The organism is Salinicola sp. RZ23 (assembly GCF_003206675.1).
Classification (GTDB): Bacteria; Pseudomonadota; Gammaproteobacteria; order Pseudomonadales; family Halomonadaceae; genus Salinicola; species Salinicola endophyticus.
On record NZ_PZJK01000017.1, the window covers coordinates 24,674 to 48,069 of the forward strand.

General features: G+C 66.7%; 24 protein-coding genes. 9 read left to right on the plus strand and 15 right to left on the minus strand.

The window, feature by feature from the left end; genetic code table 11:
* Positions 1–72 precede the first annotated feature (72 nt).
* Both DOM67_RS17055 and DOM67_RS17060 read left to right on the plus strand, forming a co-directional pair.
* Positions 73–936: a pirin family protein gene (locus DOM67_RS17055; RefSeq protein WP_110678134.1), complete on the plus strand. Its 864-nt coding sequence runs from the start codon at positions 73–75 to the stop codon at positions 934–936.
* 86 nt (positions 937–1,022) lie between these two features.
* A complete protein-coding gene (locus tag DOM67_RS17060; RefSeq protein WP_280951077.1) occupies positions 1,023–1,985 on the plus strand; it encodes an NAD(P)-dependent oxidoreductase in 963 nt (320 codons plus the stop codon).
* A gap of 78 nt (positions 1,986–2,063) precedes the next feature.
* Here the strand turns inward: DOM67_RS17060 and DOM67_RS17065 are convergent, their stop codons facing one another.
* The 9 genes from DOM67_RS17065 to DOM67_RS17105 all read right to left on the minus strand — a co-directional run bounded on the left by DOM67_RS17065 (position 2,064) and on the right by DOM67_RS17105 (position 9,740).
* On the minus strand, positions 2,064–2,993 hold the full coding sequence (locus DOM67_RS17065) for a lysophospholipid acyltransferase family protein (RefSeq protein WP_342588198.1): 930 nt from the start codon (positions 2,991–2,993) through the stop codon (positions 2,064–2,066).
* A gap of 155 nt (positions 2,994–3,148) precedes the next feature.
* Positions 3,149–3,862, minus strand: coding sequence for a hypothetical protein (locus tag DOM67_RS17070; protein WP_188115166.1), 714 nt, complete (start codon positions 3,860–3,862; stop codon positions 3,149–3,151).
* 62 nt (positions 3,863–3,924) lie between these two features.
* On the minus strand, positions 3,925–4,464 hold the full coding sequence (locus tag DOM67_RS17075; RefSeq protein WP_157958894.1) for a hypothetical protein: 540 nt from the start codon (positions 4,462–4,464) through the stop codon (positions 3,925–3,927).
* A 328-nt stretch (positions 4,465–4,792) separates the two neighbouring features.
* On the minus strand, positions 4,793–5,626 hold the full coding sequence (locus tag DOM67_RS17080) for a CsgG/HfaB family protein (RefSeq protein WP_110678144.1): 834 nt from the start codon (positions 5,624–5,626) through the stop codon (positions 4,793–4,795).
* Between the two features lie 32 nt (positions 5,627–5,658).
* The gene (locus DOM67_RS17085) at positions 5,659–6,081 is read right to left on the minus strand and encodes a curli assembly protein CsgF (RefSeq protein WP_110678146.1); all 423 of its coding nucleotides are present in this window, start codon (positions 6,079–6,081) and stop codon (positions 5,659–5,661) included.
* 1 nt (position 6,082) lies between these two features.
* A complete protein-coding gene (locus tag DOM67_RS17090) occupies positions 6,083–6,598 on the minus strand; it encodes a CsgE family curli-type amyloid fiber assembly protein (RefSeq protein WP_110678148.1) in 516 nt (171 codons plus the stop codon).
* 9 nt (positions 6,599–6,607) lie between these two features.
* A complete protein-coding gene (locus DOM67_RS17095) occupies positions 6,608–7,285 on the minus strand; it encodes a LuxR C-terminal-related transcriptional regulator (RefSeq protein ID WP_110678150.1) in 678 nt (225 codons plus the stop codon).
* A gap of 628 nt (positions 7,286–7,913) precedes the next feature.
* Entirely contained in the window at positions 7,914–8,834 is a 921-nt protein-coding gene (locus tag DOM67_RS17100; protein WP_110678152.1) for a TatD family hydrolase, read from the minus strand.
* Between the two features lie 3 nt (positions 8,835–8,837).
* Positions 8,838–9,740 (minus strand): EboA domain-containing protein, encoded by a 903-nt coding sequence (locus DOM67_RS17105; protein ID WP_110678154.1) that lies wholly within the window; start codon positions 9,738–9,740, stop codon positions 8,838–8,840.
* Between the two features lie 426 nt (positions 9,741–10,166).
* Between DOM67_RS17105 and DOM67_RS17110 the strand changes: the two genes are divergently transcribed.
* A complete protein-coding gene (locus tag DOM67_RS17110) occupies positions 10,167–11,597 on the plus strand; it encodes a nucleotide pyrophosphatase/phosphodiesterase family protein (protein WP_110678156.1) in 1,431 nt (476 codons plus the stop codon).
* Positions 11,598–11,684: 87 nt separating this feature from the next.
* Here the strand turns inward: DOM67_RS17110 and DOM67_RS17115 are convergent, their stop codons facing one another.
* From DOM67_RS17115 to DOM67_RS17130, 4 genes are all read right to left on the minus strand, one after another.
* A complete protein-coding gene (locus DOM67_RS17115; protein WP_198651851.1) occupies positions 11,685–12,581 on the minus strand; it encodes a UbiA family prenyltransferase in 897 nt (298 codons plus the stop codon).
* On the minus strand, positions 12,524–13,741 hold the full coding sequence (gene eboE / locus DOM67_RS17120; RefSeq protein ID WP_110678158.1) for a metabolite traffic protein EboE: 1,218 nt from the start codon (positions 13,739–13,741) through the stop codon (positions 12,524–12,526). The genes DOM67_RS17115 and eboE overlap by 58 nt, the downstream gene beginning before the upstream one ends.
* Positions 13,728–15,011 carry a 3-dehydroquinate synthase gene (locus DOM67_RS17125; RefSeq protein ID WP_110678160.1) on the minus strand — a complete coding sequence of 428 codons (1,284 nt, stop codon included), beginning with the start codon at positions 15,009–15,011 and terminating at the stop codon, positions 13,728–13,730. The genes eboE and DOM67_RS17125 overlap by 14 nt, the downstream gene beginning before the upstream one ends.
* Positions 15,012–15,199: 188 nt before the next feature.
* The gene (locus tag DOM67_RS17130) at positions 15,200–16,546 is read right to left on the minus strand and encodes an MFS transporter (RefSeq protein ID WP_110678162.1); all 1,347 of its coding nucleotides are present in this window, start codon (positions 16,544–16,546) and stop codon (positions 15,200–15,202) included.
* Positions 16,547–17,084: 538 nt separating this feature from the next.
* On the opposite strand from DOM67_RS17130, the gene DOM67_RS17135 reads away from it, so the two are divergent.
* Positions 17,085–18,485, plus strand: a complete 1,401-nt coding sequence (locus DOM67_RS17135; RefSeq protein ID WP_110678164.1) for an MFS transporter — start codon at positions 17,085–17,087, stop codon at positions 18,483–18,485.
* Between the two features lie 37 nt (positions 18,486–18,522).
* Here the strand turns inward: DOM67_RS17135 and DOM67_RS17140 are convergent, their stop codons facing one another.
* Positions 18,523–19,188, minus strand: a complete 666-nt coding sequence (locus DOM67_RS17140; protein WP_110678166.1) for a 2OG-Fe(II) oxygenase — start codon at positions 19,186–19,188, stop codon at positions 18,523–18,525.
* Positions 19,189–19,282: 94 nt separating this feature from the next.
* A complete protein-coding gene (locus DOM67_RS17145; protein ID WP_110678168.1) occupies positions 19,283–19,909 on the minus strand; it encodes a CoA pyrophosphatase in 627 nt (208 codons plus the stop codon).
* A 98-nt stretch (positions 19,910–20,007) separates the two neighbouring features.
* On the opposite strand from DOM67_RS17145, the gene DOM67_RS17150 reads away from it, so the two are divergent.
* From DOM67_RS17150 to DOM67_RS17170, 5 genes are all read left to right on the plus strand, one after another.
* Positions 20,008–20,565, plus strand: a complete 558-nt coding sequence (locus DOM67_RS17150; RefSeq protein ID WP_110678170.1) for an NUDIX hydrolase — start codon at positions 20,008–20,010, stop codon at positions 20,563–20,565.
* A gap of 203 nt (positions 20,566–20,768) precedes the next feature.
* On the plus strand, positions 20,769–21,089 hold the full coding sequence (gene ftsB, locus DOM67_RS17155; RefSeq protein WP_110678172.1) for a cell division protein FtsB: 321 nt from the start codon (positions 20,769–20,771) through the stop codon (positions 21,087–21,089).
* Positions 21,086–21,805 carry a 2-C-methyl-D-erythritol 4-phosphate cytidylyltransferase gene (gene ispD / locus DOM67_RS17160; RefSeq protein ID WP_110678174.1) on the plus strand — a complete coding sequence of 240 codons (720 nt, stop codon included), beginning with the start codon at positions 21,086–21,088 and terminating at the stop codon, positions 21,803–21,805. Before ftsB ends, ispD begins: the two co-directional genes overlap by 4 nt.
* Positions 21,802–22,287, plus strand: coding sequence for a 2-C-methyl-D-erythritol 2,4-cyclodiphosphate synthase (ispF, locus tag DOM67_RS17165; RefSeq protein WP_110678176.1), 486 nt, complete (start codon positions 21,802–21,804; stop codon positions 22,285–22,287). The genes ispD and ispF overlap by 4 nt, the downstream gene beginning before the upstream one ends.
* Before the next feature lie 8 nt (positions 22,288–22,295).
* Positions 22,296–23,339, plus strand: coding sequence for a tRNA pseudouridine(13) synthase TruD (locus DOM67_RS17170; RefSeq protein WP_110678178.1), 1,044 nt, complete (start codon positions 22,296–22,298; stop codon positions 23,337–23,339).
* The last annotated feature ends 57 nt before the right edge of the window (positions 23,340–23,396 follow it).

A 23,396-nucleotide genomic window follows, 5' to 3' on the forward strand; every position in this document is an offset into this window, starting at 1 on the left:
GGCTGAAATCATTCGCTTTTTTCGCGGCATGTGTGGCCTAGACTCCCTTCTAACATCAGTCAGGAGCCTCTCATGTCTACCACCACACCACGCGGCGTCATCGCCCAGCACCCGGCCATCCGCGACGATATCGGCGATCTGACGACTCGGCGCCCACTGCCGGGGCCGCACCTGTCGCAGCTCGATCCCTTTCTGTTTCTCAATCATCACGGCCCGCAGGTCTATCCGGCCAACAACCGGGGCCTGCCGTTCGGCCCGCATCCGCATCGCGGCTTCGAGACGGTGACCTTCATCCTCGAAGGCTCGCTGGCCCACGCCGACAGCGCCGATCATCAGAGCGTGATCCACGCCGGCGGCGTGCAGTGGATGACCGCCGGCAGCGGCATCGTCCATGCCGAGATCTCCCCTCCCGAGTTCCTGCGTGACGGTGGGCCGCTGGAGATTCTGCAGCTGTGGATCAACCTGCCGGCTCATCTGAAGATGAGCGAGCCGCGCTATATCGGTCTGCAGCAAGCATCGATTCCGGCGATTGCCCTGGCCGGTGGCGGGGAGCTCAACCTGATAGCCGGTGAGTTCGAGGGTCAACGCGGGCCTGTCGAGAGCCTGACCGATGTGTTCATGTCGACGCTGACGCTAACGGCAGGCGCTTCCCCTACGTTGCCGGTTCCGACAGGGCGGCAGGTCTTTCTCTATCTGGTGGACGGCGAAGCCAGCGTCGGCGGCGAAGACGTCAAAGCGCAGCACCTGATCGAGCTGGAGACGCAGGGCGATCGCGTCGAGTTGACGGCAACCACCGGGTCGCGGCTGATTTTCGGCCATGCGGCGGTGATCGATGAGCCCGTCGTCTCCCATGGCCCGTTCGTGATGAACACCCGGGAGGAGATCGTGGCGGCCATCGATGACTACCAGGCCGGGCGCTTCGGCGGGCTGGCGTGATTGGCATGGCGGGCGACCCGCGGGCTGTCTAGGCTCGAAGAAGGGTAAGACCGAGGGTCGGCATCGCTTGCCGATCCTGCGTCAGGTTGCGGTCGAGTGCCGGGTTTCGGTCGTACGCCAGATTCAAGCGTCTATCGCGCTTCAATCCGTTTCAGGAGACAGCAATGAAAGTGGGTTTTGTGGGTCTAGGGGCCATGGGCCAGGGGATGGCAGCGCAACTGCTCAAGGCCGGCCACACGGTGACGGTGTGGAATCGCTCTCCCGCGCCGGCGGAGACGCTGGTGGCAGAGGGGGCCACGGCGGCCAAGTCGGCTCGGGCGCTGGCCGCCAAGTGCGACGTGCTGATCAGCATGCTGCCCGACGATCACAGCGTGCACGAGGTGCTGGTGGCATCCAAGGCGCTCGAGGCGCTGCCCAAGGACAGCGTGCACATCAACATGGCCACGGTCTCTCCGGGCCTGGCACGGGCACTGGGGGCGCTGCACGACGGTCTCGGCTCCCACTATGTCTCGGCACCGGTGCTGGGGCGTCCGGATGTGGCCGCCGCGGGCAAGCTCAACATCATCGTGTCCGGCGCACCGGCGGTGCAGGAGCGGGTGACGCCGGTACTGGAGGCACTGGGGCAGCGGCTGTGGCCGGTGGGCGATGCGCCAGAGCGCGCCTGCGTGGTCAAGATCGCGGCCAACTTCATGCTGGCCACGGCGATCGAGTCGATGGGCGAGGCCTCGGCGCTGACGCGTGCCTACGGTATCGATGCCGATACCTTTCTGGAGATCGTCACCAGCACGCTGTTCGCCGCGCCGGCCTATCAGGGCTACAGCAAGATGATTCGCGAGGCGCGCTACACCCCCGCGGGCATGAAGATGGCGTGGGGCTTCAAGGATGTGAGTCTGGCGCTGGCGGCGTCGCAGGAGCGCCAGGTGCCATTACCGTTCGCCGGCGTGCTGCGTGACAGCCTGCTCGATGCCATGGCCCATGGTGACGCCGACAAGGACTGGGCGGCGCTGGCCGAGACCGCAGCGCGCCGCAGTAATCTCGACGCGCGCTAGGTACTGGCTGAAAAGCGCGGGGCTCGCCCATGCCCCCGGCGGAGCCCAGGCCAGGAACGGCGCGTCAGTGCTGGCGCTTCAGTGCTTGCGATAGAGCCGAAAGCGGCGGTAGCCGGGCACGTTCTGCTCCTCCTCGGGGGTCTTCTTCCAGCGCTTGTATTCCCACTGATACTGCACCGGGTCGAGGCCGATGGCGGCCTCGACGCAGGCGTTGACGCCGGTCGCCGAGATCGTCTCGTCGCTGGCGTAGACGCGCTCGTCGGCGGCCAGAAAATGGATCGCGAACCCTCGCCCTCCCGGCAGCCGCCGCGCCACCCCGGTGACCACCCGCGCCTGGGTGCGGGCCACCAGCTTGGGCAGCAGGGTCGCGGTGTAGGCCTGGCGGCCGAAGAAGTCGGCGAAGACGCCGCTGCCCCAGTTCGGCTCCTGGTCCGGCAGAATGCCGATCGCTTCAGCGCGTTTCAGCGCCTTGAGCAGGGCAGCCACGCCGCGCGGGTTGGTGGGTACCAGCTCGGCACCCATACGCTCGCGGCCGTGACGAATCACCGGGTCGAGATCGGCGATCTTGGGCGGTTCGTACATGGCGGTGAACGGGAAGTGGCTGGAGAGCCAGAAGTTGAGCACCTCCCAGTTACCGAAGTGGGGCGCCAGCACGATCACGCCGCGGTTCTCCGCCCGCGCGTCATCGAGCAGTTCGCGCCCGTGTACCTCGATGATCGCCTCATCGACGCGGCGTGGCGCGCCGATCCAGGCAAAGCCGAGTTCGAGCATGGTGGCCGCCGAGTGGTGCAGGCTCTGCCGTACGCGCTGGCGGCGATCGGCCTGGGTCGCGTCGGGGAAGGCGACCTCCAGGTTGCGCCGCGAGACGTGGCGCTCGCGCCGCGAAACGGCGTAAAGCACCCGGCTGGCGATGCCCGCCAGGCGCCACAGCGTGGCCAGGCGCCAGCCCGACAGCAGACGCCAGAGCCCATGAATGGCCGTGGCCTTGAACGATCTCTTCATCCGGATAGCAGTCGATCTTCTCGGCGAGTGTCGCCGTGCATTTTGCCTGTGGCATCGCCTGGGTTCTAGGGCCTGGCGAGAATACCCACGCGAGCCGCAACGCAAAAAACCCAGCCGGCGGCTGCCGGCTGGGTGGTCTGGGCGGGCTGTGTGAGCCGGGCTCAGTACTGGGTGACGTTGGCCACGTTGCCGACACCGTTCTGCATGGTCTGGGCAAAGTTCTGCCAGCCGCCGGACTGGGTGTGGTTGACGCGGTTGGAGAAGCCATCCTGGCTGACGTAGGAGTCGTGGCCGTAACCGGACTGCGACACGACTGCCTGGTTGAAGCCGCCATCCTGCAGGATATCGCTATCCAGCTGGTCGCCCTGCTGGTTCACGTTTGCCCGGTTCGCCCAGCCTTCCTGAAGGATGTAGCTGTCGTTGAGATCACCGTTCTGCATCACGTGAGCGCCGTTGTAGGCGTGCCCCCAGTGACCTTCCTGGCTGACGATCGAGTCATTGCGATAGCCAGCCTGGCTGACCTTGGCCAGGTTGCCGTCGTCCTGCTGGCTGATGACCGATTCGTTATCGGTGCCGCTCTGCTGACGCACGCGGGCCAGGTTGCCATCGTCCTGCTGGGTGACGCGCGACCACTGGTTACCGCTCTGCACGACGTTGGCGTTGTTGCTGTCGCCGGTCTGGTCGATGAACGACTCGGCGGCGTTGCTGGCATTGCCGTTGAAGCCGGCCATGGCGTCGATTGCGTCACGCGAGGACTGGAAGGTGCTGGACGGGTTGGTGTTGCCGCCCGGGCTCTGCTGCGTTGCGTCTGCCATCACGGCTGCGCTCATGGCCATGGCGATGGAAGCTGCGAGTACCGACATTTTAATTTTCATGATTTTCCCCTGGTTCTCTGAGTACTGCCTTGCGTTCCCCTGTACGACTGCCGAGGCAGCCATCAGTAGGTCACTATGGTGGCCGTTGCGCCGCTACCCGACCGGGACATCTGGTCGACGGTGATGGCTCGGTGGCCTGTTCCCGACTGTTGAATATTCACGGCGCCGTTGGCGCCGCGCTGAGTGATCTTGGCGTCGTAGCCGCTGCCCCGCTGCAGCAGCTTGGCATCGAGCGAGTGCCCGGTCTGATCGATGGCGCCGTCGTTGAAGCCGCCGCGCTGGTCGATGAGCGCATCGTTGGCGTAGCCGGACTGGCGGATGCTGGCCATATTGGCCGCTTCTCGACGGGCATTCTGCTGCACGATGCGGGCGCGATTGTCGCTGCCGAATTGCACCACCGAGGCACGATTGGTACCGATCGAAGCACTGGCGTCGTTACGCGATTCTTGCTGGAAGAGAATATGTTTCTCGTAACGATCGCGGGACGAATCGCCGTCGACTTCACTCGCCTCGGATGCCAGCGAGATCGCCGGTGCTGCGGTCAGTATCAGCAAGGAAGAAGCGCTGAGAAGGGGGCGAATGATAGAGGCTGGAGAACGCATGGTGACACCCTCGGTCGACTTGCTTTCCCGTACGAATTGGCGTGAACCTGTAGGGGTAATATTGCTGCAAGTCGGCAAGCGATACATCGGGATGCGGAGGGATTCAGCGGTATGATAATCCTGATGCCAACGATGGCGGTGGTTGGGGGTAATTTATGGTTAATGATAATAAAAAAGCCGCCAGGTGGCGGCTGTCAATACTGTGTCATAAAAAACAGATAGCAGAAGGGAGGTTGAGGACTTTCATGATGCATTATAGGTGTCGATTTTCTTGGTTAGCCCTGTTGCTGACGCTTGGTGATGAGTCGCAGCAGATGCCTGTCCTGATTTACATCATAGGCACGCTCTCGTTCAGGTAGTCGGCGAGTACGGTCTTCTCCATTGGTACGCCGTCGGCGAGATTCCAGAGCCGGTCTTGCACGCCTTCGGCAATCAGATGGATGACCGCGGACTCGATCGCCGACATCACCGCCATCTGCACCGGTTCGTTGGTGGTCAATCCGGCCTCCGCCTCGAGCAGACGGCGGAAATCGATGAAGCGAAAGACGCCGGCGCGGATCTCCTTGGAGTAGATGGTCTTGGTGGTGGTGACATTGGCCAGCACCTCACCGCTGGAGATCTCCACCGCGCGCAGATTGATCGTCACCTGATCGACCTGATACTGCCCCGAAGCGCCGATGCCGAAGTACTCGGCGCCCAGCCCGCCGGTACGCACGTTGGATTCGTAGGCGATGATTCCGCCCTCCAGCAGCACCGAGGCGGAGCGTAGCGAGGGCAGGTTGTCCGGTTGGTTGAAGCGCTCCTGCTCGGCGCGGATGATGCGCCGCTCGGTCAGCAGGTTCTGCAGGCCGACCCGCTCCAGCGGCGTGAACCAGCCCGAATCGGCCAGCGCACCGGTCAGCATCGCGGCGGCGCCCTGGGTGACGGCGGTAGAGAAGGTGCTGGCGGGGGCTGGCCGGTACTGCCCGGTCTGATCGCGAAAATCGTAGACCGCGGCGAGAATCTTGCCGGAGGGGCGGGGTAGCGCCTTGAGATCCTGCCAGGTGGCCCCGCGGGGCGTCAGTGTGGGCGGTTTGCCCTCGAGACCGTCGACATTGGCGACCATACCGGCGCAGCCGGAGAGCATGGCGGCAGTCGCCACCGCAGCGATGAGCTTGTACATGTTGTGGTTCCCCTGCGTCGTGTCGCGATGGCTCAGAATCCGCCAGCCGACAGCCCGCCCACGTTGATATTGGTAATGTCCCCGGTGGCCTTGTCGGTGACCGTGATCACCAGTTGCCCACCTTCGTCGCTGACCACGACCCCGAAATCGTTGCTGTCATAGGAGCCGGTGCTGACGTCACCCGAGCTCACATCCGAGAGCAGCTGCGAGATCAGCCGGCTCTGCAGGCTCTGCACCAGACGGTCGGTGGGCGACAGGCTCCCGAAGTCGTCGAGGCTGGGGTCCTTGTGGGTATCCTGGGCCTGAGCCTTGCCGAGCAGATAGCTGCCGTTGAACGGGTCGCCGCCGAATGACGGGTTGATCGGGCGATAGATCAGCTCGCCGGCACTGCTCGTCGAGGTGACCGAGAGTGCGCCCAGCGCCAGGGCGAGAGAGAGCGGAACGAGGTTGCGCATGTCACAACTCCTCATCTGAGAGGTCGAGGCTGGGTTGGAGCGATTGCGCGATGCGACGGCGCAGTATCGCCTCCTGGACGACACGCACCGCGTCGTCGGCGTAGCGATCCGCTTCGCTGATCCGTGGCGAAAGCTGGGTGCTGAAATAGGTCTGATTACGCTCGGATATCCAGAGCTGGCTGCCCCAGCGCGGGTCCGGGCGCTCGGTGACGGTGAGTTCGGCGCTGGCGACGATCGGGTCGCGCATGGCCGCCTGGGAAAAGCTGCGGTAGAAGGTGCGACCCGCCATGGTCAGGGTGCGATCGATGATGATGCCGGAGAGCTCCGGGCGCTGCAGGTTGAACTGCTTGTCGAGCGCACGTTGCGGGTTCTTCTCATCGATGTTGACGGTGGGGGTATCGGGAGCCTTGGCGGCGCCCGGTTCGACCCCATCCTGGGCCAGACCATCAGTACTCAGCGCGAGCAGCACCAGCAGGCCCAGGAGACGAGCTCCGGGAGCGTGACGATAGGCGTTCATGGCGCCGGCTCAATGCTTGGTTCGCGGGCGTGACAGGTTGGGCAGCGCGCCCAGATGATCGCGCGCCCAGCACACCACCTGGACCCGGTTCTGTGCGCCGATCTTCTTGAAGATGTTGTAGATGTGCGTCTTGACCGTGTGCTCGCTCAGAAACAGCTTCTCGGCGATCTGCGCGTTGGTGGCACCCAGTCCGACCAGCCCCACCACCTGGCGCTCGCGGTGGGTCAGATACCCCTCCATGCGGTAGGCATCCACGCTTTGGCGGCGCAGCTTGTCGATCAGCAGGCTCATCAGGTTGCGCGAGAGCCAGATCTGCCCCTGTAGAATCTGCTTCAGGCCCTTGGCCATCAGCTCCGGCGTATCCTGCTGGAAGAACACGCCACGGATATGTGACAGCGAGACGGCGTCCAGCGCATGGGTGTCGTTCTTGGCGTTGAAGGCGCAGATCTGCACCTCGCCGTCACCCTGGTCGGCCAGGCTCTCTTCCCACTTCTGGAACAGGATCGGATCGACCTGGCTCAGATCGATCAGGACGATGTCGAAGCTGGCGCCAGAGACCTTGTGCGGCTCCTGCGGGCCCGCCAGTCGATAGCTCATTCCGGTATGGGACGAGAGACTCATCGCGAGCAGGGTCGATTGCGCCGTCTCGCTGGTCACGATCAGCATCGAGGCTTCTGGGTTTGACATGATATTCCCCTGGCGTACGTCGCCTAGACGGTAAATATTCTGGTTATTGTGCGAGGCTGACTTTTTGTGTTTCGAATTGTTGCACCGGCTTTCAGGAATATAAAGTTCTGCCGATTAGTATTTTTCTAGTACTTTTCGGTCTAAGTAAACTTTTTATCCTTGAGATACAGTCGCTTGAGATTTTCCTGAAGTAAATTAAGGCAACCGCACAGGGTCGACCTTGGTCGAAATTTGAGGTTTCCCTCCGTTAGCATTTTGTTACCAGTACAAATTAAGCGCCTAACTGTTTCAATGCGTATCAAGCTGGCGCGCCAGCGTGACTCGCTGGGGCGGGGTAGGAGGGGGTTCCGCCATGTCCAAGCCACGCCCCAAGCCATGTCCCGGACTAGAGCGGCGAGCTGAGCGGATGAGGCGGCAGCTGATCAGTCGATACGCGTGACACGCGAGCAATGGCCAAGCGCGGCGTCATCGTCGCGTGACCGTGATAGCCGCCGTGCTGGGGTGATGAAGGGCTTGGGGAAAGCAGGGGCGGGGTCGGGGGCGGTCGGCCTGACGCGGTTTTCCAGGCGGCCGGATTCCGCCAGCGCGGGGATGCGCTGGCGGGCCGAGGGGCGCGACGGTCGTGCTGTCAGTCGATCAGCAGGTCGTCTGCGGCATGTCGGTCGGGGTGTTCGATACGCGGCTCGCGGCCGCCACGCAGGATCGAGTTGCCTTCGTAGAGCGTGCGCTGGTCGATTCCGGGGGGATCGAGCCAGTCGGACTCGTGCATCTGCCCGCTCTTGCCGTAGACGCACAGGGCGTTGGCATAGGTGACCTGGCGCACCACCTGCTCGTCGATACCGCTGGCGAGCGCCAGGCGAGCGGTCTTGGCGACCCCGAGACAGTCGGAGATCCCCCAGTCGCAGGCGCTGTCGACGATGATCCGATCGCCGCCGTAGTGGCGCAGCAGTTCGACCATGCGCGCATTGCCCATCTTGGTCGAGGGATAGATCGAGAAGCCGGCCCAGTAGCCTCGGTCCAGCGTCTCGCGTACGGTCTCTTCGTTGTTGTGGTCGATCACCACCCAACTGGGGTCCAGGCCCATCTCCTCGCACACATCCATGGAGCGCGAGGTACCGCGCTTCTTGTCACGATGCGGCGTATGCACCATCACCGGCAGTGCTAGTTCCTTGGCCAGGGCGAGCTGGGCGCGGAAATACTTCTCTTCCAGTGGCGTCTGCTCGTCGTAACCGATCTCGCCGATCGCCACCACGCCCTCCTTCATGGCAAAGCGCGGCAGCCACTCCATCACGCCCTCCGCCAGCGCTTCGTTGTTGGCCTCCTTCGAGTTCAATCCGATGGTGCAGTAGTGGCGGATGCCGAACTGTCCGGCGCGGAAGCGCTCCCAGCCCACCAGTGACGACAGGTAGTCGACATAGGTACCGACGAAGGTGCGCGGCTGGCCGACCCAGAATGCCGGTTCGATCAGGGCGACCACGCCGGCGGCGGCCATCGCTTCGTAATCGTCGGTGGTGCGCGAGATCATGTGCGCATGCGGGTCGATATACATCGTTCAGATTGCCTCGTAGTGGTGGAAGTTGCCCCAGCCGACCCGGCCGGTATCGATGAGGGCGGCGGTCTCGGGGGCGGAGGCCAGCAGATGACGGGCCGATGGCGTATCGGTCTGGGAGAGCGCCAGCCCCGCGGCCAGCCGCTCGGCCGGTGATCCTGCCATGGCGCGCTGCAGCGCGGCGTAGGCGCCGAGTGCATCGACACAGGGGCCGACACAGCGCCACAGCTCGGGGGTGACCGCGCGACCGGCGGCCCAGCGCTCGTCGGCGTAGTCGAGCAGAATGCGCGCCAGCTCCGGGTTGTTGCGTTGGTCGATGCCGACGATCGGTGCCAGCCGGCTACCGATGAACAGTGCCTTGAGCACCATGTGGTTCCAGCGGTGAAGGTCGAAATGGTCGCGGGGATAGGGGTTGCCGTGGACGATCGCTTCGAAGACGGCGCGCATGTTGGAGCGCAGCCCGGCCCCGACCTGAGCGCTCAAGGCGGCCGGCTCGGGGTAGAACGAGAGGCCACGATAGAGGGTGATCAGCTCGCGGGCGTCGGCGGTGCGCACGAGATCTTCGAACAGCGCCGCGAACGGGCGCGGACCGTGAAATGTCAGCAGCCCGGCGATCCGCGCCGCGCCATCCAGGCTCCAGTCGAGCGGCGACCAGCCCGGCAGCAGGGCGTGCGCCGCCGTCAGGTCCTGGGGGGTCAACTCGAGATCCGCCTTGCCCAGGCGCCGTGGCACCTGTCCCAGGAAAAGGTGCAGCGTGCGCTCGTCGGCGCTCGTCTGCAGGTGGTCGAGCGCGGTGATAAACCAGGTCTCCTGCGCCGCAGCCTGGCGCACGACCCAGCGGCACAGCAGGGCAGTGGCCGAAAGCGATGACGCTGCCGTCGCTCGGCCGGGGAGGGTCTCGGTCATGGGCATCCTGTTGACTCTGGTTTGTGACTATGGCGTAGGTGAAGGCGGGCAGTCGTACATCGTTTCACGTCGATGTCGACAATCACTTTATCGATTGTCGCGGCGAGCCCCTACCTCAATTATCTGGCGAATTGGTGCCGAAAGGAGGCAGCCGCTGACCATGTTTTTTGCCTAATGATGTGAACCGAGGGGGTCGTCTTGGCATGCCTTTCTTCATCCCGAAGACCCAATTTCGCTCGCCTAGGCGGTTGTCGATTGAGCCCGGGTCGATGGGCTGATATGCAGTCTCGATCGCGGCCTTGCCGAGCGCACTGACAGGTGAGTGAGCGCTCGCAGGCAGTATCGGCATATCGGGTGTTGCCGCCATCGACAGGCACGAATATCGGACCATGGCAGCGGTGGGGATGCCCTCGAGAGAGAGTGAAGATGCACAAGACACTGGTCATATTGGTCGTCGGTCTTAGCCCCCATCTGGTAGGCGAACACACGCCCCATCTGCAGCGCCTGGCGCGACGGGGCGGCCTGCGCCCGCTGGAGACGGTCACCCCGGCGGTCACTTGCAGCGTGCAGGCCACACTGCTCACGGGGCTGGCGCCGGCAGCGCATGGCGCGGTCGCCAACGGCTGGTATTTTCGCGATCTCGCCGAGGTCTGGCTGTGGCGGCAATCCAACCGTCTGGTGGCGGGGGAGAAGGTGTGGGAGGCGGGGCGGCGGCGCCATGCCGACTTCACCTGCGCCAAGCTGTTCTGGTGGTACAACATGTACGCTTCGGTGGACTGGAGCGCGACTCCGCGGCCGCGCTATCCCGCCGACGGGCGCAAGCTGCCGGATCACTACACCTATCCCCCCGAACTGCACGATGAGCTCGACGCCAGGTTGGGCACCTTTCCGCTGTTCTCCTTCTGGGGGCCGCTGGCCAACATCGACTCCAGCCGCTGGATCAGCGATGCGACCCGTCATGTGATGGCAACGCGCAACCCCACGCTGACGCTGACCTATCTGCCGCATCTCGACTACAACCTGCAGCGCCTCGGGCCGGATCTCGATCACCCCGATCTGCAGCGCGACCTGCGCCAGGTCGATGCCCTGTGCGGCGAGCTGATCGCAGAGGCCGAGCGCGATGGACGCCGCGTGATCGTGGTCTCCGAGTACGGTATTACCCCGGTGAAGGAAGCCGTCCACATCAATCGGGCCCTGCGCCAGGCCGGCTACCTCGCGGTGAGGCGCGAGGGCGAGCAGGAGCAGCTAGACCCCGGCGCCTCGCGCGCTTTTGCGGTCGCCGATCATCAGGTGGCTCACGTCTATGTGCGCGACCCGCAGGATCTGCCCCAGGTCAGGGCGCTGCTCGAAGGGCTGGAGGGTGTCGACGCGGTGTGGGGCGACAGCGAGAAGCGTCGGGAGGGGCTCGATCACCCTAATGCGGGCGAGCTGGTGGTGATCAGCCAGCCCGACCGCTGGTTCAGCTACTACTTCTGGCTCGACGAGGCGCGGGCGCCGGACTATGCACGCACCGTCGATATTCACCGCAAGCCGGGCTATGACCCGGTAGAGCTGTTCTTCGATCCGGCGCTGCGCGCGCCCAAGCTGGCGGCGGGCTGGCGGGTGTTCAAACGCAAGCTGGGCATGCGTCAGCTACTGGACGTGATCTCGTCGACGCAGACGACGCTGGTCAAGGGCTCCCACGGCCGGGTGACCGACGACCCAGGGATGGGGCCGCTGGTGATCTCCTCCGAGGCCGAGCTGCTGCCGGCGGGGGCGGTCAAGGCGAGCGAGTTCAAGGCGCTGATGCTGGCGCATGTGTTCGGCGCCGATGCCAGCCTTGCGGATGAGCGCGAGTCGGCGGCGACCACGACCTGAGCCCGGCGCCGTGCGCCGGTAGAGGAGATGGTCAGCGCTTCGGCCAGGGGCGGCTCGGGCCGGGCGCGGTGAGCCACCGCGCCCGGCTCAAGTGCCGGCGGAGAGTCGCTGCAACTGCAGTGTGGCGGCCCAGGCGCTCGCCGCGAGCAGGGCCAGCAGCGGATGACCCAGGGCGGCGATCAGCACCGCATCGAACAGTGAGATCGCGGCAATCAGGCCGACCACTGCTCGCGGTACGTCGCCGGGTGAGCGCCGGCGCAGCCAGGCGAGGCAACGCACCCCCCAGGCGAGATAGCCGAGCCAGAGCAAACCGGCCAGCAGCGTGGGGCCCGGCAGCAGCAGCACTGCCGCCAGCGTGAGCAGCAGCGGTACCGCCAGCACCCCCAGGGGCCATAGCGCGCCCAGACGATCGTAAGCCTCCTGCCGTGCCGCATAGGTCAGGCCGACGACATGGCAGGCCAGCCCCAGCGCCCCCAGCCATACCAGTGCGCCGAGCTGGCCCCCCAGCGCGAGCGCCGCGACCAGGTAGCAGAGCAGGCGACAGCTACCCATGACCAGCGGGCTCCAGCCCACGCCCTTGTGCCGCAGGTCGTAGAGCAGCACCGCCGCGGCCAGCGCCAGGCCCGCCTTGCCGGCCGCGGCGCCGGTGGTGAACAGCAGCAGCACGGCCGTGGCCAGCAGCGCCAGGCCAATCAGCGCGACCGGGGTGCGCCCGACCTCGCCACTGGGGATGGGGCGGCTGCTCCGCTCCCGGGCGTCAAGGGGGGCGTCGCAGGCGTCGTTGAGATACATGCCACCGAGATAGCACAGTGTCAGCGCCGTCAGCACCACCAGGCCGGCCTCGAACGATCCGCTCGCCCCGGCCAGCAGCGCGCCGGCCAGGGCATTGCTCCATACCGTGGGCAGGTTGGAGACGCGGCCCAGCCTCAGCCAGACGTCAGCGCGTCGGCGTCGATGGTGACGCCCAGCTGCTGGCGAACCCACTCGAGCTCCTTCACCACCGCCACTTCCAGCCGCTGGCGGCGCACTGCTTCGGGTAGTACCTGCCACGTGTAGGTCTCCACTTCCAGGTGCGCCGAGATCGGCTGACGGCGATGCAGGGCCAGGATCTCGGCGAGAAAGTCACGGGTGGTCGAGAAGGGGGGAATGTCGGCGACGAAGATCGGCACGTGAAAGTGCACGCGCCACTCCTCGCCATCGGCCCGCTGAGGATCCGCGAGCGCCTCGGGGAGATCGCTGTAGCGAGACAGCCCCGTCGCGCTGCGCGCCACCACCTGGTGCAGATAGGTCGGTTCGCAGAAGGTCGTCAGCCCCTCGCGGGTGGCCGAGTCGAGCGCCCGCACGCGCAGTGCGGCACTCAACTGCAGCTTGTGGATGGGGATACCCGCGTCGCGCAGGGCCGCGACGCTGGCCGTGGGATCCTCGAACTCGACCGCCGCATGGCAGACGTCGTAGCACACTCCAAGGTGGCGCGGCAGCGCCGCCCGGGCCTGGGCCAGGGAGAGCCCGCTCAACTCGGCCAGGCGGGCGGCGGCGCTGTCGCAGAACAGATAGTCACGGAAGAACGCCAGTGTCCCCTCGATGGTCTCGAGGAAGCAGCAGGGCTCCGGCTCCAGGGCGATGGCCACGCTGACGCCGGTACGCTTGAGCAACCCCACGCAGTGCGCCACGCACTTGAGCAGGTTGTCGGCCATGGCCGCCTCGGCGCCTGCTGCCAGCGGCCCATAGGTGCCGGGAACGGTGCTCAGGCTGAGGCTATCGCCGGGCTGGGCCAGCTCCGTCATCAGGTCGGCGAGCCAGCAGGTGTAGTCGAGCCGCGCCCGCTGTTTCCAGTCCGGCTGGTAGACCGCGGCCTTCACCGGCACCCCGTGGAAGGGGCCGAAGGGGAAGCCGTTCATGGTGACCAGACGGTAGTCATGGCGCGCCAGGATCGCCTTGAGCTCGGCGCGGGCGTCCGGTGCGCGCAGCTCCTCCAGCGCCTGGGCGGAGAGGCGCAGACCGAGCCCGAAGGAGACATCCGGCGCCAGCGTGCGGCGCACATAGGCCACCGGCCCCTCGAGTGCGCGGCGCACCTCATCCCAGGTCTGGGTCGGATGCACGTTGAGGCAGTAGGTCAACTGACCCAGGTCGTCAGGCAGCTGCATGGTGGGCGGCCTCCGTGTGTAGCCACTCGATCGCTGAGACGACCAGGGCGTGATCCATCGAATGGACGTCGACAGCGCGTCCGACCGCGGCCAGCAGGGTGACGGTCAACTCACCTCCCAGGTGCTCCTGGAACTCGCGCAGACCGGCGAGCAGGGCCGGCTGGCCGAGGGCGTCGAGCTCCAGCAGTTGCGGGTGATAGCGCGGCAGACCGAGGCGCTCGAGCAGCTGCATCACCCGTCGTTCGCCGCTCGCCGGGAGATGTCCGGCGAGCACGGAGTAGCGGGTGTCGAGGGCGATGCCGATCGCCACCGCCTCGCCGTGGCTGACGCCGTGATGGGTCAGCGCTTCCAGTTTGTGGGCCGACCAATGGCCGAAATCCAGCGGGCGTGACGAGCCCTGTTCGAAAGGGTCGCCAGCATGGCCGATCTGGTGCAGGTGCAGCTCGGCGCTGCGCTGGATCATGTAGGCCTCGGCGCGGGGATCGAAGGTCGCCAGCGCCTCGGCATTGGCCTCGAGCCAGTCGAAGAAGGCGGCGTCACGGATCAGGGCCACCTTGATCGCTTCGGCGATCCCGGCCAGGCGCTGGCGGCGCGGCAGCGTGGCCAGGAAGTCGAGATCGTTGAGTACCGCCCAGGGCGGGGCAAAGGTGCCGGTGAAGTTCTTGGTGCCGCGGAAGTTGACCGCATTCTTCACCCCGACGCCGCTGTCGTTCTGCGCCAGCACCGTGGTCGGCAGACGAATCAGGCGCACGCCGCGATGGGCCACGGCGGCGGCCAGGCCCACCGCGTCGAGTACGGCACCGCCGCCGATGGCGATGACATAGGCGTGGCGATCGACAGCGTGCTGGCGCAGCTCGTCCAGCCGGCTCTCCACCGTCGCCAGACTCGCCTTGATCGCTTCCCCCGCGGCCACCGTGATCGGTGGGGCGATCAGCGTCATGCGTGCGGCGTGGGCCTCGAAGTAGCGCGCCAGACGCCTGGCCAGATCCGGCCAGGCGGCGGCCACGCCGGCATCCACATAGACCAGGCAGCGGTGGCGCTGTTCCGGCTCCCGGCGTGCAACCACCTCCGCCAGGAGCGGATTGTCGGGGGAGAGCAGTTCGCGGGTGAAGGCCACCGGGTAGTCGTAGGTGACCTGGAAGTGCTGCCAGTGGATCACACTGGCCTCGACGCCGCGATCGGTGAAGCGTGAAGCGTCGCTCGGCGGCAGCGACGAGGCATCGATGGCGCTGCCGCCACCGGGAGAGAGGGAGACTGCGGGGCGGTTCATGGGGCGGTGCCTGCGTAGAGGGTCGACACGACATCGGCGGGCCGTCTAGTCCTCAAGGGCGGCCTCGCCGGGTTCGCGCCTAGCTTCCGTGCTCGACCCGAGGCGGGACAAGAATGGTTCTTCTGCTACGCAGGATGAGCCGCGCATGGTGCCACGGCATGAGAGGGCGCCAGCGAGCGCCCGCCGAGTCAGCCGCGCTTGGCCGGTGCGGTGGGCGAGGGCTCGACCTTGGACTCCTCGACATCATCGAGCCGGTCGGCGCGACGCAGCACCGGGAAGGCCCACATCCACAGCCCGACGATCCCCAGGGTACCGACAGCGCCGATCACCGCCGCCGGCACGGTGCCGAACCAGGCCGCGGTGACCCCGGATTCGAACTCTCCCAGCTCGTTGGAGGCGCCGATGAACAGCATGTTGACCGCATTGACCCGGCCGCGCATCTCGTCCGGGGTGGCCAGCTGCAGCAGCGTCAGGCGTACGTAGACGCTGATCATGTCGGCGGCGCCGGCGATCAGCAGGGCGCCGAACGAGAGCCAGAACCAGTGCGACAGTGCGAACACCAGGTTGGCCAGGCCGAACACCGCCACCGCCGCGAACATCGTCAGCCCCGCATGGCGGTTGATGGCGCGCACCCCCAGATAGAGTCCCATCAGCAGGGCGCCGATGGCGATGGCACTGCGCAGGGCGCCCAGCCCCTCGGGGCCGACGTGCAGGATCTCGTGGGCGTAGACCGGCAGCAGTGCCACGATGCCGCCGAACAGCACCGCGAACAGATCCAGCGAGATCACCCCGAGGATCACCGGCTTGCTGCGGATATAGCGGATGCCGGCGGTAAAGCGCTGCCAGGCGGTGTCATCCCGCGGCTGGCGTTCGGTGGCATAGCGCACCGGCACCCCGAACAGGCCGAGCTGGGCGATCACGAAACACGCCAGCACCACGCTGTAGGTGAGCGCCGCGCCGAAGGTATAGAGCAGCCCGCCGAGCAGCGGGCCGCCGATCACCCCGATCTTCATGATCGAGGAGTTGAGTGCGATCGCCTTGCCCAGTTGCGCCCGGGGCACGATCTGCGGCAGCAGGCTCTGCAGGGTGGGGCCGGTGAAGGCCCGCGCTGCGCCGAACAGCACCAGCACCGCGTAGAAGGGCAGCGCGCTCTCCGGGCGCTGCAGCGAGAGCGCGATCAGACAGGCGCTGCACACCCCCTGGGCCAGCCAGCTGAGCTGCAGGATGCGCTTGCGGTCGAAGCGGTCGACCACATCGCCCGCCGGCAGCAGCAGGACCACCATGGGCAGGAACTGGGCCAGGCCGACATAGCCCAGTGTCAGCGGGTCGCGGGTGATGTCGTAGACCTGCCACGCCACCACGATGGCCTGGATCTGCATCGCGAACACCGCCGCCAGGCGCGAGACCAGAAAGGCGGCGAACCCGGGCTGACGGTAGACCGCGGCGTCCGTCTCCGGGTGGTCATCATCGGCAGTGGGGCGATCGATGCGTGACGGGTCGGCTGAGGATGAGGCGGGAGTGTCGGCGGTGGGCATGGTGTCCTTGGCGGTCGAGGCTAGGCACTGTCTGAAAAGTCCTGCGCTCGCCCATGCGGCGTTGACCATCGGCTCACTGAGCAACGTTCAGAACGTCCGCAGGACGGCCCGGAGGGTGAGCGGAGCGAGTAACAGGCGCATTGACACCCCGTAGACGGGAGCGTCAGCCCGGTCCGTTGTCGCCGATTTTGCCTTCGCTCGTCGACTTTTCAGACAGCACCGAGGAGGAGATCGATCTAGCTAGCGCGCTAACAGAGTAGTATACGCAGATTCTTCTCGACGTGCGCCGACGTTCGCTTGGTGAGGGGGGAGGATAATCCTGGCTAATGCCAGCGCCAACATGTCGGCGAGCTCCCGCCATACGTGGATTTTTCACCGCTATTCGGCTTTTTCGGCTGCCGGGTGCGGCGTATAGTGCGCTCGCCCGGGCACTGCCCGTAGGCGCGCTTTCCAAGGCTTTTTCTTCCTAGGCTTCTTCTGTCGCCGGTGGCGTACCCCACGCCACCGGACCGGAACCGGTTGCGAGGTGGTTTGGTCGATGTCTCCGCAGTTGCTCTCCATGGCGCTGGCGCCGCTTCTGGGTCTGTTCATTCTGGGTATCGGCAACGGCTTTCTCGCCTCGCTGATCACCCTGCGCCTGGACGCCGCCGGCGAGTCGGTGACCACCATCGGCTGGGTGTCGGCGGCCTACTACATCGGCCTGGCGATCGGGGCGCTGTTCAACGACCGCCTGCTGCTGCGCATCGGTCATATTCGTGCTTACGCCTGCTTTGCGTCGCTGGTGGCGGTGACCGTGCTGCTGCAGGGGCTGTGGCTCAATGCGGGGCTGTGGTTCACCCTGCGCATGATCGGTGGCTGGGCCACCCTGGGCGTCTATCTGGTGATCGAGAGCTGGCTGCTGACGGCGGCGGATACCCGCGTGCGCGGGCGCCTGCTGGCGCTCTACATGATCTCGCTCTACGGCGCCGGGGTGATCGGCCAGCTGCTGCTCGGCGTGGCTGACAGCGCCGGCGCCAGCCAGCCGTTCATGATCATTGCCATCCTGGCGTCGCTGTCGGTGTTGCCGTTGGGCATGATCCCGCGGGTATCGCCGCTGATCGAGCACGCCGAGCCGCTCTCGCCGTGGCGTCTGATCACGGTCACGCCCACCGGCGTGATGGGGTGTTTCGGCTCGGGGCTGGCGATCTCGGCGATCTACAGCCTGCTGCCGCTCTATCTGCAGCGCAGCGGCTTCGATGTGCAGAAGATCGGCCAGATGATGGCAGTACTGATTCTCGGCGGCATGTTGCTGCAGTACCCCATCGGACGCTGGTCGGATCGCCACGACCGTCAGATCGTGCTGATCCTGATCGGAGTGGCGATGACCGCGCTGTGTCTGGGTATGCTGCTGCTGCCGTCGCTACCGTGGCTGCTGGCGGCGGCGCTGTTTCTGCTCGGGGGCGGGGTATTCGCACTCTATCCGGTGGCGGTGAGCCACGCCGCCGACCGCGCCCCGGCCGGCGCGCTGGTGCGCATGAGCCAGGGGCTGCTGCTGATCAACGCTCTCGGTGCCACCCTCAGCCCGCCGCTGATCACGCCGCTGATGACGCATGTCGGCGATGCCGGGCTGTTCGTCGCGCTGCTCGGTCTGGGGAGTTGTCTGGTCGTGTTCTTCGTGTGGCGGCGCAGCCGTCGCCCGGCGCCGGCGCCGGTGGCACCGTTCACCTCCAATCCGCCGCAATCGGTGGTGGGGGCCGAGCTTGCGGTGACCGCGGCGCTGGTGCAGGGGGCGACCGAACACGAGCAGCATGAGGACCTGTCCCAGGTGGTACCTGAGGTGGAGACCGCAGTACCTGAAGTGGAAACAGCCGTGCCTGAGGTGGAAACGGCGAGACCGGAGGCGGAAACCGCCGGGTCGGCGGCGGGATCGGCTGACGCGGAGACCGCAACGCGGCGCTGAGGACGCCAGCTCCGCATCCTGAGGGCTGAGCGAAAGATCAGCGCGCCGGGTCGACCCGCCCGCCGAGCGAGGCGTTTCGCCGGAACCAGCCGGCGATGCTGGTGCGTGGCAGGCGGGTCGGCAGCACCTCGTGGGGTATGCGGTCGGAGAGGAAACAGACGAAGGTGCCGGCGCGGGGGACCACCCGAGCGACTTCGCGCTCGCTGTCGTGCTCGTCGTAGAGCGCCATCTCGCCGCCGCCATCGCTGGGCCAGTCGGGATTGAGATAGAGCACGGTGGAGACGATTCGGTTGGCGCGTCCACGAAAGCTGTCGTAGTGCTTGCGATAGAAGGCGCCGGGCGGGTACTGGGCGAAGTGCGCCTCGAACTCGAACAGCCCCAGATAGAGGGCGATATTGATCTGCTGCTGCAGTTCTGCCATCAGCGCCAGATAGCGGCGCTGGGCGAGACTCTCGCGATCGAGCCAGTGAATGGCGTCACCGCGGATGTCGCGGCGCAGGGTGCGTTCGTCACCGCGGCCGATGGCGGCTTCCTGGAGCTGCTGACGCGCCTCGAGCCGGGTGAGTTCGGCGTGCAGGTCCTGGCACAGACCGACGTCCAGAAACGTCTCCCCGGCGTACCAGCCGCGCGCGACCAGAGCGTCGATCAGCGGGGTCAGCTGCTGCTCGTCCCAGTAGGCGTGGTGAGTCTGGGTTTGGGACATCTCGGGGCCTCCGATGGCGGGTAACGCGTGGCTGGGAACCCGTGCCTGCGACAGCGCAACGGGAGATGGCTGCCGGGGCGGCGTGGGCCAGCGCTCAGCGGGTGGTGCGGCGCCCGCGCTGCGGATGATAGCGCAGCTCACCGCCCGCTGGCGGCTGTTCTAGCGAGACCGGGCTGGCGAAGCCCACCGTCAGCAGCTCCACCAGCATCATCGCCGAGAGTCCCCAGATGATGCGCCCATCGACCTCGTAGCTCGGCACGTACCACTCGCGGTCGTCGACCGGGATGACGTCGGTATGAGTGCGCCGGTCGTCGAGGAAATGCGCCAAGGGTACCTCGAAGATCGCCGCGATCTCGCCGGGTTCCGGGGTCAGCGTCAGATCCGGGGGGATGATACCGACATACGGTGTGACCCGCAGACCGTGCAGCGAGAGCAGGTCTCCTAGGCGGCCGACGATCTCCACCTCGGCCGGCGCCAGGGCGATCTCCTCCTGGCTCTCGCGCAGCGCCGTGGCCAGCAGGTCGCGATCCTCGGGCTCGCGCTTACCGCCGGGAAAGGCGACCTGGCCGGCGTGGGAGGAGAGATGATCGGTACGCTGGGTGAACAGCAGCGTCGGCTCGCGGCGGTCCACCAGCGGCAGCAGTACGGCGGCCTGGGGGAAGGCCGCGTCGAGCTGGCGGGGTCGGTGCGCTTGCAGGCGCTCGCGAAGTGTCTCTAACATGCGGTGCTGATCCTACAGGGCCTGCTCCGGGTCAGCGCAGCGTCGAGTCGCGCTGAACGGGCATGGGCAGGGCTCGATGAATGCATTGCGAGGCGTCGATGAATTACTGCAGTCAGTGTGGCAACCCGGTGCGTTTCGCGATCCCCGAGGGGGACGATCGCCCGCGCTTTCAGTGCGACGCCTGCGGCACCATCCATTATCAGAATCCCCGCATCGTAGCCGGTACGCTGCCGGTCTCGGGCTCGCGGGTGCTGCTGTGTCGCCGCGCGATCGCCCCGCGTAAAGGTTTCTGGACCCTGCCGGCCGGTTTCATGGAGAACGGCGAGACGGTCGAGCAGGCCGCGCTGCGCGAGACCCGCGAGGAGGCGAGCGCGGTGGTCGATGCGCCCTCACTTTACACGCTGATCAGTCTGCCGCACATCGATCAGGTCTACATGATCTTCCGCGGCGAGCTCGACGGTGGCTACGCCGCCGGGCCCGAGAGCCTCGAGGTGGCGCTGTTCGAGGAGAGCGAGATTCCCTGGGGCGAACTCGCCTTTCCCACCATCGAGCGTACCCTGCGCCACTTCTTCAGCGATCGGGTGCACGGTCATTTCCCGCTGCACTCGGGCCAGATCGGCCTCGAGGAGCGCGAGCGCTTCTTCGGCTCGGCCTGACGCACCCTTCCACGCGTACTGCTTAAGCGGTGCTCTAGTCTCCCGGTCCACCTCAGTCTTCCGGCCCACCTCGCGTATCGGCAACGATGCGCGAGGTGGGCCGCCTGGAGCGATGATGGCATAATGGCCGCCGCGCCGGTGACGCCCTTGGCGGGCTGTCTCCCTGCGTTCATGTCACCTTGGTCGAGCGGGAAGCGTTTGCGATGTGGAAATGGGTCATCCTGGTCTTGGTCGTCATGCTCGGACTGTTGCAGTACCGGCTCTGGTTCGGTGAAGGCGGGATTCGCGAGTTCAATGATATCCAGGCGCGTGCCGATGTCCTCGATGGCACGACCCAGACCCTGAAGGCGCGCAACGACCGTCTGGCGGCCGAGGTGGTCGACCTCAAGACCGGTCTCGACGCGATCGAGGAGCGTGCCCGCAGCGATATCGGCATGGTGCGCAAGGACGAGCAGTTCTTCTGGGTGCCCAACGTCGACGGCAGCCATGGCCCGGCCGCCGAGACGGGGGTGATCACGCCATGACGCTGTGGTTGATCGTTCCCGCCGCCGGTCGCGGCAGTCGCATGCAGGCCGACCGACCCAAGCAGTATCTGCCGCTACACGGACGCAGCGTGCTCGCGCGCACGCTGGCGCGGCTGCATCAGGCCTTCCCCGAGGCGGCACTGCGCCTGTGTCTCGATCCCGATGATGCCTACTTCGATCCAGATGACGTGCCCTTCAGCGAGTGGCAGCGTGTCGAGGGCGGCAGCGAGCGCGTCGACAGCGTGCGCCGCGCGCTCTCGACCCTCGCCGGCAAGGCCGCCGACGATGACTGGGTGCTGGTCCACGACGCCGCACGCCCGTGTGTACGGCGGGAGGATCTCGCCGCGCTCTCCCAAGCGCTGGAGCATGAAGCCATCGGGGCATTGCTCGCCGCACCGGTGGCGGACACCATGAAGCGCGCCGACGCCCGCGGCCGGGTCAGCCACACCGAGCCCCGCGATGGCCTGTGGCACGCGCTGACGCCCCAGGCGTTTCGCTACGACCTGCTGCGCCAGGCGCTGGATGCGGCTTTGGCCACCGGCACCGCGGTCACCGACGAGGCCTCGGCGATCGAGGCCATGGGGCTGTCGCCGCTGCTGGTGCCCGGCGGCCGCGACAATCTCAAGATCACGCGCCCGGAGGATCTGATCCTGGCGGCGCGCATTCTTTCGCTGCAGAGCGAGACCGACAGCGCATCACAGGGAGTCGAGGCATGACGCTCAGAATTGGCCACGGGTTCGACGTGCACCGCTTCGGCGAGGGCGATCATCTGATGATCGGCGGGGTACGCATTCCCTTCGACCACGGCTTTGTCGCCCACTCCGACGGCGACGTGCTGCTGCACGCGATCAGCGATGCACTGCTGGGTGCCTGCGCCCTGGGCGATATCGGCCACCATTTTCCGGATACCGATCCGGCCTGGGCGGGCGCCGACAGCCGCGAGCTGCTGCGCCAGGTGGTGGCACTGATCCGCGCGCGTGGCTACCGGGTGGGCAATCTCGATGCCACCATCCTCGCCCAGGCACCGAAGATGGCGCCCTGGATCGAGCCCATGCGCGCGGCGATCGCCGCCGACCTGGAGACCGCGGCGGATAGCGTCAACGTCAAGGCGACCACCACCGAGCGTCTGGGGTTCACCGGCCGCGGCGAGGGCATCGCGGCAGAAGCGGTGGTACTGCTGCTGGCTGCGTCGACGTGAGCCCTGCCGTGCCGGTCTGGCCGCCAGGCTGGGCCCATGTCGAGACGGCGCCGAGCGTCGAGGGCAGCTATCGTGACAGCGCCGAGGCGTTTCAGGTCGAGGAGGTGCTCGACTTCACGCCGGAAGGGGAGGGCGAGCATCTCTGGGTGTGGATCGAGAAGCGTGGCGTGACCACGCCCGATGCTGCCCGCAGCCTGGCCCGGCAGGCCCAGATCGCGGTGCGGGACGTCGGCTTCAGCGGGCTCAAGGATCGCGACGCGGTGACCCGGCAGTGGATGTCGCTGGCGCTGCCGGGGCGCACCCTGGCTCCGGGTTGGGAGGCGCCACTGGCCGAGCGCGGTATCCATGTGCTGCGTGCGGTGCGCCATCCGCGCAAGCTCAAGCGCGGCGTACATCGCGCCAACCGTTTCCGCCTGCGCGTGAGTGGGCCGGCGGCGAGTTCGGACGACGTGCGCCAGCGCTGGGAGCGGCTGGTCGCCCAGGGTGTGCCCAACTACTTTGGCCCCCAGCGCTTCGGCCCGGAAGGGCGCAATCTGCAGCGCGCCCTGGCGCTGTTCGCCCGCGGCTGGCGCAAGCGTGAGGACCCGCAGGGGCTGCTGCTCTCCACCGCGCGCAGCTATCTTTTCAATCAGGTGCTGGCGGCGCGGGTGGCCGACGGCAGCTGGTGCCGGCCGCTGGCCGGCGATGTGCTCAACCTGGAAGGCAGCGCCAGCCGCTTTCTGGCCGAGGCAGCCGAGCCCGAACTCGAGGCGCGTGCGGTGGCCGGCGATCTGCACCCCACCGGCCCGCTATGGGGGCAGGGCGAGCCGCACAGTCGTGGCGAGGTGGCCTTGCTCGAGCAGCGCGAGGCGGCGGCGTGCGCTGCGCTGCGCGATGGCCTGGCGGCGGCCGGCGCGCGGCATGAGCGGCGCGCGCTGCGGATACTGCCGGCGGCGGCGAGCTGGAGCGCGGCCGAGGCGGAGCGCGCGGCCTGGCTCGAGTTCAGCCTGCCGCGGGGGGCCTTTGCCACCGCCGTGCTGCGCGAGTTGATGCGTCATCCGACCCTCGTCTGAGGCGCTGCATGGCGAACCCGACGAGTCGAATCCGACAAGCCCGATCCGAGAGGAGTG

What these genes read in the sequence shown, in the direction of transcription:
- DOM67_RS17055 (WP_110678134.1), top strand. Translation starts at nt 73, where the DNA reads ATGTCTACCACCACACCACGCGGCGTCATCGCCCAGCACCCGGCCATC.
- DOM67_RS17070 (WP_188115166.1), bottom strand. Translation starts at nt 3,862, where the DNA reads ATGAAAATTAAAATGTCGGTACTCGCAGCTTCCATCGCCATGGCCATG.
- DOM67_RS17075 (WP_157958894.1), bottom strand. Translation starts at nt 4,464, where the DNA reads ATGCGTTCTCCAGCCTCTATCATTCGCCCCCTTCTCAGCGCTTCTTCC.
- DOM67_RS17080 (WP_110678144.1), bottom strand. Translation starts at nt 5,626, where the DNA reads ATGTACAAGCTCATCGCTGCGGTGGCGACTGCCGCCATGCTCTCCGGC.
- DOM67_RS17085 (WP_110678146.1), bottom strand. Translation starts at nt 6,081, where the DNA reads ATGCGCAACCTCGTTCCGCTCTCTCTCGCCCTGGCGCTGGGCGCACTC.
- DOM67_RS17090 (WP_110678148.1), bottom strand. Translation starts at nt 6,598, where the DNA reads ATGAACGCCTATCGTCACGCTCCCGGAGCTCGTCTCCTGGGCCTGCTG.
- DOM67_RS17095 (WP_110678150.1), bottom strand. Translation starts at nt 7,285, where the DNA reads ATGTCAAACCCAGAAGCCTCGATGCTGATCGTGACCAGCGAGACGGCG.
- DOM67_RS17100 (WP_110678152.1), bottom strand. Translation starts at nt 8,834, where the DNA reads ATGTATATCGACCCGCATGCGCACATGATCTCGCGCACCACCGACGAT.
- DOM67_RS17105 (WP_110678154.1), bottom strand. Translation starts at nt 9,740, where the DNA reads ATGACCGAGACCCTCCCCGGCCGAGCGACGGCAGCGTCATCGCTTTCG.
- DOM67_RS17110 (WP_110678156.1), top strand. Translation starts at nt 10,167, where the DNA reads ATGCACAAGACACTGGTCATATTGGTCGTCGGTCTTAGCCCCCATCTG.
- eboE (WP_110678158.1), bottom strand. Translation starts at nt 13,741, where the DNA reads ATGCAGCTGCCTGACGACCTGGGTCAGTTGACCTACTGCCTCAACGTG.
- DOM67_RS17125 (WP_110678160.1), bottom strand. Translation starts at nt 15,011, where the DNA reads ATGAACCGCCCCGCAGTCTCCCTCTCTCCCGGTGGCGGCAGCGCCATC.
- DOM67_RS17130 (WP_110678162.1), bottom strand. Translation starts at nt 16,546, where the DNA reads ATGCCCACCGCCGACACTCCCGCCTCATCCTCAGCCGACCCGTCACGC.
- DOM67_RS17135 (WP_110678164.1), top strand. Translation starts at nt 17,085, where the DNA reads ATGTCTCCGCAGTTGCTCTCCATGGCGCTGGCGCCGCTTCTGGGTCTG.
- DOM67_RS17140 (WP_110678166.1), bottom strand. Translation starts at nt 19,188, where the DNA reads ATGTCCCAAACCCAGACTCACCACGCCTACTGGGACGAGCAGCAGCTG.
- DOM67_RS17145 (WP_110678168.1), bottom strand. Translation starts at nt 19,909, where the DNA reads ATGTTAGAGACACTTCGCGAGCGCCTGCAAGCGCACCGACCCCGCCAG.
- DOM67_RS17150 (WP_110678170.1), top strand. Translation starts at nt 20,008, where the DNA reads ATGAATTACTGCAGTCAGTGTGGCAACCCGGTGCGTTTCGCGATCCCC.
- ftsB (WP_110678172.1), top strand. Translation starts at nt 20,769, where the DNA reads ATGTGGAAATGGGTCATCCTGGTCTTGGTCGTCATGCTCGGACTGTTG.
- ispD (WP_110678174.1), top strand. Translation starts at nt 21,086, where the DNA reads ATGACGCTGTGGTTGATCGTTCCCGCCGCCGGTCGCGGCAGTCGCATG.
- ispF (WP_110678176.1), top strand. Translation starts at nt 21,802, where the DNA reads ATGACGCTCAGAATTGGCCACGGGTTCGACGTGCACCGCTTCGGCGAG.